The sequence below is a fragment of the Sinomicrobium pectinilyticum genome (genome assembly GCF_003725735.1).
Classification (GTDB): domain Bacteria; phylum Bacteroidota; class Bacteroidia; order Flavobacteriales; family Flavobacteriaceae; genus Sinomicrobium; species Sinomicrobium pectinilyticum.
On record NZ_RJTM01000205.1, the window covers coordinates 1 to 8587 of the forward strand.

At 30.8% G+C, this 8587-nt stretch carries 6 protein-coding genes; 5 read left to right on the top strand and 1 reads right to left on the bottom strand.

Annotation, left to right across the window (positions count from 1 at the left end):
* Positions 1 to 99 precede the first annotated feature (99 nt).
* Complete coding sequence (locus ED312_RS23250; RefSeq protein WP_123218414.1) at positions 100 to 348, bottom strand: class I lanthipeptide; 249 nt, start codon at positions 346 to 348, stop codon at positions 100 to 102.
* 455 nt (positions 349 to 803) lie between these two features.
* Between ED312_RS23250 and ED312_RS24035 the strand changes: the two genes are divergently transcribed.
* The 5 genes from ED312_RS24035 (at position 804) to ED312_RS23270 (ending at position 8357) form a co-directional block, all read left to right on the top strand.
* On the top strand, positions 804 to 980 hold the full coding sequence (locus ED312_RS24035; RefSeq protein ID WP_170164615.1) for a hypothetical protein: 177 nt from the start codon (positions 804 to 806) through the stop codon (positions 978 to 980).
* 105 nt (positions 981 to 1085) lie between these two features.
* Positions 1086 to 2297, top strand: coding sequence for a lanthionine synthetase C family protein (locus tag ED312_RS23255; protein WP_148044363.1), 1212 nt, complete (start codon positions 1086 to 1088; stop codon positions 2295 to 2297).
* Between the two features lie 182 nt (positions 2298 to 2479).
* Positions 2480 to 4720, top strand: coding sequence for a lantibiotic dehydratase family protein (locus tag ED312_RS23260; RefSeq protein ID WP_123218416.1), 2241 nt, complete (start codon positions 2480 to 2482; stop codon positions 4718 to 4720).
* Positions 4710 to 5621 (top strand): thiopeptide-type bacteriocin biosynthesis protein, encoded by a 912-nt coding sequence (locus ED312_RS23265; protein ID WP_123218417.1) that lies wholly within the window; start codon positions 4710 to 4712, stop codon positions 5619 to 5621. The genes ED312_RS23260 and ED312_RS23265 overlap by 11 nt, the downstream gene beginning before the upstream one ends.
* 33 nt (positions 5622 to 5654) lie before the next feature.
* Positions 5655 to 8357, top strand: a complete 2703-nt coding sequence (locus ED312_RS23270; protein ID WP_123218418.1) for an outer membrane beta-barrel protein — start codon at positions 5655 to 5657, stop codon at positions 8355 to 8357.
* Positions 8358 to 8587 lie beyond the last annotated feature (230 nt).

The window sequence follows — 8587 nt, forward strand, 5'->3', positions numbered from 1 at the left end:
CTTTATCCCTTTAAGAAATTGTCCAAAAGTACAAACCCAGACATGTCGTGAAAAAACATGTCTGGGTTATACTATTCATTTTTCTTTCTATTGTATCTCTTAACAATTCCAACAGGAGGGCAGCCGGGTTCCGGTATTGTCCCCGCACCCTAATGTTTCACAGACTAACATAAATGAACCTTCGCATCCACCGCCCTGGTCTGTTTCGGCCAGATCGCAATCACAGACGGTGTGATTTTGAGTAGTATCTCCGTCACCTCCCATAATGCGGGATGCTTCTTTACCGGATAGCCTGCTGATGGTCTGCTTGTTTAACGTAAGCCTGGTTTTTAATTGTTTTTTCTTCATGGTGTAAAATTTTAGTTCCTATAAATTTAATAAAAAAACAATCCTCCTGAAAAGGTCAAAAAGGATTGTTTTAACTTTTTTATGATGGTCCTGAAGTAACAACTTGCGTACTACCCTTGCCATTTAGCCTAGAACCAGTGATGCTTATTCTCCTGACCCTTCTTGTAGGCCATACCTTGTCTTCTCAAAACAGTTTTAAATACTGCCTGCACCTTTGTTCATCTGGAAACTATTCGATGAAATTCAATAGGTTCTTATCCCTCGTTTTTTACTTAAAGAGAGTACATCGAACTTTAATGGCAGAGCATTGGGAAATGAATTTATTTATCTTTATTTACTAATTTCCCACATTAATTTGTATTAAAATACAACAATAAATTAAGTAAAAACTACATTTAATTACAAATATTTGTATATTTGATTTAAGCATATTGTTTAATTTAAATATTTATTTTATGGAAAAAAAATCACTAAAATCGTTAGATTTAGGTAAGATTGTGATTACAGACTTATCTCTACAGAACAGTATCAAAGGAGGTGCTACTTCAGAAGAGACTTGCTCTGATTGTGGTGGATCATGTTGTGGTACTACAAATTGTTCAGATTCATGTGATGCTGATCAAGAAGGTTAGTTTCTTACAAGGAAAAGACCAGTTTTTAAAAACTGGTCTTTTTCATGCGATAAATTGACTGGTGAACCTAAAGTTTTTAGAAATTTTAAGTGGCATATAATTACTATGATAAGTGAAATCGAAATTAAAAAAAAATTAGATGATATTATTGACGTTTTAGATATTTATAGCTCAAACTATGAACAAGTTGGAGGACTAGTAGGAATATCGGGAATTGCCATGCTTTATCTTTATTATGCTGAATATACCAACAATGAAGACTTATACAATAAAGGGATTAAAATTTTAACAGAAGGCGTCAATAAAGTAAATAAAGGAGTTTCAATGCCAACATATTGTATGGGGTTAGCTGGTATGGGGTGGGTTCTTGACCATTTGAAAAATAAGCAGATAATAGACAATAATAATGACGAATTACTTATTACTTTGGACAAGCCTCTAAATCATCTGATGATGAAGAACATGGATGATAAATACTATGATTTCCTTCATGGAGCTATTGGCTATGGTTACTATTTTTTAAAAAGATATGAGAATACAAAGTCAAAGTTGCTAAAAAATCAGTATAAAGAATCTTTGTTGAAACTAATTTTGATGTTAGATGAGATATCAATAAAAGAAGGAAGATTCGTAAAATGGCTATCTACGCTTAAGAGAGATACAAAAGTTAAAGGGTATAATTTAAGCTTGTCACATGGGATGTCAAGTGTAATTAATTTTCTTTCCAGACTACATAAATATGAAGAATTTCAGATGCATGTGAAGCCGATGATCTATGGTGGTGTGGAGTACATCAAGTCCAAAATGGCAAAAGATATGAAAAGTTTTTCTTTATTTCCCAATTGGATAAAGGATGGAAAAGCAAATGAAAATGGGAGCCGTTTGGCTTGGTGCTACGGAGATTTAGGTGTAGGAATTTCGTTTTGGCAAGTTTCAAAAAACCTTCAGGACACTAAGCTTAAAGATTTATCTATTAGCATCTTGAAACATTCCGCACGGCGTGTTTCTTCAAAAGATAGTAGGGTGATTGACGCAGGTATTTGTCATGGGTCTTTTGGAAATGCACAAATATTTAATAGAATGTTTGCAGAAACTAATGAAGGGATATTTCGCCAAGCAGCAGAGTTTTGGATTAAGGATGGTTTGAAAAGGGCCATTTATAAGGATGGGTATGCTGGTTTTAAACAATGGAATGGCATGAAAAAGGACTGGCAGGAAGATTTATCTTTATTAGAAGGAATAACAGGTATAGGGTTAAGTTTACTTAGTCATCTTTCTGGTGATTATTCGTGGGATGAATGTTTAATGATCAGTTAACTTAGTCTATCAAACTTCATTTGGAAGTGATTTTATTCAATAAACATACCGGGAACATACTTGGATGAGAAATAGATAGGAGATCGCTAAATAATTTCAAATGGTTTGTTTCACACCTTCTGGACTTGCCTCAATAATATTTACTCACCCATTCCAGTAAAAAACAAAATTATTTAGAGTATATGAAAAAAAGGAATATTTATTCAGATTATAATAAGTACATACTAAGAACGCCATTACTTTCCCTAAATTTTTTTAAAAACCTAACTTCTGAAGAAACCATATCCGACGAAAGAATAAAAAATATTTTAAAAGATCCTACCATAAGAGAAGCTATTTTTCTCGCTTCTCCTCCACTTTACAAACAAATAGTAAGATGGGAGAATAATCAGATAAAAGAAGAAAAAAAAAGAAATAGGCTAAAGACTTCAATACTTAAATATATTTTTCGAATGTCAACAAGGCCAACACCTTTTGGCTTATTTGCAGGATGTGCTGTAGGTAAATTCGAGGATAATACAAATATAAAATTATCAAATTACAAAAGTAATAATAGGCATACAAGACTAGATATGAACTATCTTGTCTCCTTATCTCAAGATCTTGTTCAAATACAAGGAATTAAAGAACAATTATTATTTTATCCCAATACGAGCTTGTACAGTTTAGGAAGACAACTTAGATATGTGGAATATGGCTATATAAATGGTCAAAGATACCATCATATAGTTGCTGTAAAAGACTCACCGTATCTTAGCAAGATTCTTGATAGAGCAAAAGGTGGTGCATTATTAAAAGATTTATCAAATTTATTGGTGGATGATGAAATTACGGAACAAGAGGCTTCTGAATTTATATATGAACTTGTAGATAATCAACTTTTAATTAGCGAATTAGAACCTTCGGTCACTGGTCCAGAATTCATAGAACAAATTAAAAATATACTACAAAAGCTCGAGGGAACATCAGAATTGTTGGATGTTATTGAGCGCACGCAAACTAAATTAAAGGCTTTGGATAAGACTTTATCTAATCCTCCTCAAAAATATATAGAAATTAGTAAAGATTTAGAAACTTTAAAGACAGATTTTGAATTAAAATATCTGTTTCAAACAGATATGTTTTCCAAGGTTGAACATAATCTCTTAAGTGCGTCAATGGTTGAATTAATTAAGGATGGGCTTACTTTCTTAAATAAGATTACTCTACCAAGAGAAAATGGTTTTATAGATCGATTTAAAGCTGTTTTTCAAGAAAGATATGAACAAAAAGAGGTTCTGCTATCAAAGGCTCTTGATACTGAGTTAGGTGTTGGTTACAGACAAGACCAAAGTTCAGGTGAAATAAACCCATTAATTAATGACTTAATTCTACCCGAAAGAAATGGTAGTAATGATACAAGAATAACTTTATCTCCTATACACAAGATTTTGTTCAACAAAATCACACAGGCTTTTTCCAAGGAATTATATGTTGTAAAACTAAGAGATGACGATTTTAAGGAATTTGAGGAAAATTGGAGAGATTTACCGGATTCTCTATGGATTAAGGGAACAGTAGGAATTATTGATGGCAAAGAAATGGTAAAACTCAGTGTCGCAGGAGGGTCAAGTGGTGCTAAACTTATAGGGAGATTTTGTCATGGTAATGATGACATAAATATATTAGCTCAAGAAATTATAGATAAAGAAACTTTAATGAATAAAGATAAAATCTTAGCTGAAATAGTTCATTTACCTGAATCAAGAGTAGGAAATATATTGCTACGACCAAGTTTTAGGCAATTTGAGATCCCGTATTTAGCAAAATCAAACTTATCGAACGGCAATCAAATTTCACTAAATGAATTGTATGTGTCAGTTAATTATAACGGTAAAGTTCTTCTCAGGTCTAAAAGATTAGGTAAGGAGATTATTCCGAAACTTACAAACGCACATAGTTATTGGAGAAAAACATTACCCATCTATCATTTTTTGGGTGACATGCAGAACCAAAAAGTACGGCCAGTATTGGAAATGACTTTGGGACCTTTAGTAAATGAATATAAATTTATACCCCGATTTGAGTATAAAAACATAATATTACAGGAGGCAATGTGGCATTTGGATAAAGAGGATGTGAAGCATTTATATAATGTTATTGATGATAATATAAAGCTTAAAGAAAAGATCGGTCAATTTAAAGAAACGAAAAACATTCCTCAGTATATTTCACTTCTTGATGGAGATAATGAATTATTAATTAATTTACATAATTTGGATTCCGTAAAAGTTCTATTAGAAACAGTCAAAAATAGAAACTCTTTTAAAATAGCGGAATTTTTATTTATGGAAGACGGAATTGTAAAAAATGAAAAAGGAGAATCTTTTGCTAATGAAATAATAGTTCCTTTTTATAACTCTAAAAAAATTAATGATGCCTAAAAATGGAGTGGTTAGAAATTTTCTTCCAGGAGAAAATTGGTTATACTATAAAATATATACTGGACCCAGAACTTCTGATTATATTCTTACTCAGATAATAAAACCTTTTGTATCTGATCTAATAAGAGAAAAGATTATTGATAAGTGGTTTTTTATTCGCTATTCAGATCCGAAATATCATTTGAGGATTAGGTTTTATAGTTCCAAAGTTAGTAATATCTCGTTAATTATAAACAGATTAACCCCCTTGTTAAAAGACCTTATAGGCTATGAACAAGTGTGGAAAGTTCAAATGGATACATATACCAGAGAGTTAGAAAGATATGGAGTTTATACTATTGATCGGTCAGAAACTTTATTTTTCCATGAAAGTCAAATGATTCTGTCATTTTTGGCTATGATTGATGAAGGAGAGGGACAGGAACTTAGATGGCTATTTGCGCTAAAAGTTGTCGATAATCTTTTAAGTTGTTTTAATTATTCATTAAATGAGAAATTGGATTTACTTACAAGAATGAAAAGTGGGTTTGCAAAAGAGCATGGAATAAATAGAGCATTAAAAAAACAGTTGGATGATAAATATAGACTTAAAAGGGGAGATATAGAATATTTTATGACTTTGCAAGAAGAAGGCAATCATCGATATAAGGAGATATTAGAGTTATTGAAGATAAAAAGGGAAAAGTCTGAATTATATATTTCAAAAATATTAGAATATAAAGAGAAAGACAGATTGGACGTGTTATTAGATGGTTTAATGACAAGCTATATTCATATGTTTATGAATAGATTATTCATGTCTAAAAATAGGGTTCACGAAATGGTTTGCTACGATTTTCTTTATAGGTATTACTCGTCTGAAGTAGCTAAAGAAAAATGTGAAAGAAAAGTGAGTGTTTAATCTTGAGTTTTAGGTGTAATTTCAATAAGGTTAATGAAGAATTTAATAGAGCTAGTGTGTACAATACTACTGGTGGGTACTAACCTTATAAATTCTCAAGATTTCAATATACAAGGTTTAATAAAAGATTCTGACACAAAATTAGCCTTAGAATCAGCCACAGTATTTGTTAAGTCTTCAGGGGAGGGAAAATTAATCAGTTATACTATTACCAATAAAAATGGAAAGTTTGAATTAATTGGAGAAACAGATAACGATGTACTTTTTCTTTACGTTTCTTATGTAGGTTATGAAAATTTTGCCCGCCAAATTAAACTTCTCAATAGACAAATCAATTTAGGAGAAATCTTAATAAATTCATCATCCCTTGAATTAGAGGAAGTAATAGTCTCTGGTGAAGCATCTCCTATTTTGGTTAAAAAAGATACTTTAGAATTTAATGTTAAGTCATTTAATACAAGGTCAGACTCCACTTTGGAAGATTTATTAAAGAATATACCCGGTGTCGAGGTACAAAATGATGGGAAAATAAGAGTAAATGGAAAAGAGGTTAATAATATTTTGGTTAACGGAAAACCCTTTTTCAGCAAAGACATCAAAATAGCTACTAAGAGTTTTACAACAGATATGATTGATAAAATCCAGGTTGTTGATTCAAAAACTGAAAAGGAGGAATTTACCAATAGTAGATCATCATCGGATAATAAGACAATTAATATTAAAATAAAAAAAGATCATGATAAGGGGGTTTTTGGTAGACTTTCCGCTGGTTATGGAGATCAAAAAAAATATCAAATTAGTGGTATAGTGAATTATCTAAATGGAAATCAGAGAATTAGTTTACTGGGGGGAGCTAATAATATAGACAATCCAGGTTTCACCTATGATGACCTATCTGAACTTAGCAGAAATGCGCGAGATTTATCTTGGAGGGGCAATAGACAAGGAATATCAACAAGTAGTGATCTTGGATTTAATTTTACTGACGGGGTCGGCAGAGGTGACTTGTTTGTGGAGTATTTTTATTCAGATATAAAAGTGGATAATAATCAGATAGTGGACAGAGAATATTTTCTGCCTAATCAACATTATTTTACTAAATCCAAATCGACAAATTATGCAAGAGAAAATAACCATTCATCGAATTCTACACTTGTTTATAATTTAGGAAAATACTCACAAATAATTATCTCTCCTTCTTTTGATTTTACTAAGAAAGTTGAAGATAATTTTACCTCTTCAGAGACAATAAATGAAGATAATCAGATACAAAACAGCAGCTTTACTTCTAGTAGTTTGTCAGGAAATGAAAAAGAGTTTAGCAATAAGATTGATTATTTGAGTAAATTCAAGAACAAAGGAGGTTATTTAAATATAGAGTTTTCAAATACTAATATAGATAAAGTTTATAATGAATTTCTTGACGCCAATCTAAAAGTTTTTAATGTGTTAAATCAGGGCTCAACTACAAATCAATTAATTGAGAATTCCTCAAGAGAAGACGCTTGGAAAGGGACACTTGAGTACCAACATTTTCTAAAACAAAAACTGTTCTTAAATTTAAAATATGAAGTTTCAAAAGAAGTGAAGAAATTTAATCGCAGTATATACAACTCTAATGATAATAATGAAGATTATGATCGTTTTGATGATGAATTAAGCTCTAATTTGACTGTAAAAAACTATTCTAGCATTCTATCTGTAGGTCTTGAGTATGCAGGGGATAAAGTTTCTGCTGATTTTTCATTGGGATGGCTCTATCTAAAGCAGAATAATAATGAGACATTATCATTAAATAAAATTATACAATCATTTAATAACTTTTATGTGGATAGTTATATAAAGTATAAAATAAATAATGGTAATAATTTAAATTTCACTTATCAAACTAATGCGGAGTTTCCGCAAATTGAGTTTTTATCACCAGTGTCTAATGTGACGAACCCTTTAAACATTATAACTGGGAATTTAGATTTAAAGCCTGAAGTTTCAAATGCTTTTTCCGTAAGTTACGATAATTATAACTATCAAATGAAATCCGGGATATTTGTTTATGGAAGCTTTGAATATATGGATAATGCAATTGCGCAAATAAAGGAAACACAAGGTGATTTTTTAAATAGTACAACTTTTACTAATGTAGATGGAAATATGAACTCCAATTTTAGAGTTTCTTTTAATAAAATACGCAAGAACAAGTTATCTTCTTATAAGTATAGTGTTGGGTTTAATATGAGATATTTGAGAACATATAATTTTTTGAATGATTTTAAATATAGGACGGGTAGGCTTAGTATGTATCCACTATTCAGTTTTATATATGGGTATGGAGATTTATTGGAGTTTAAGACTAGTTATAGTCCAAGAAAGATAATAACCACATATGACAATGAATTTTTGAATGATAATAATATATTTTCACACTCCATAGGTGTTAATACTACAACTTATTGGCCAAAAAATATAATTTTAGAAAACGATCTACAGTTTAATTATCGACCAGACATAAGACCTGGTTTTAGTAAATCTAATACTCTTTGGAATATTAGTTTAGGTTTGGAGTTATTTAAAGGCAAAGGAATTGCACGGTTGAGAATATATGATTTATTAAATGAAAATATAAGTGCATACAGATATACAACTAATGATTATATACAAGATTCGGAGAGTGAACTTTTACAAAGATATCTATTGATTAGTTTTACATATAAAATTAACAATATTAGTAAAGACTAACATGAATTGAAGCTCTTCTTGTCAGTATCCAAAATTTTGTGTGAATTCAAATTAGGCACTTTCAGAAGTGAATAAACATTTGTAATTCAGTGTATTAATCCGTACATTAGAGAAACAAAACCCCGAAAAATGGCCAAACAGCCAAAAAAACGGGGTTTTTCATTTTCGCTATCGAGGCACTTTCAGAAGTAAATAAACATTTGTAATTCAGTTAATTAATTCGTAAATTA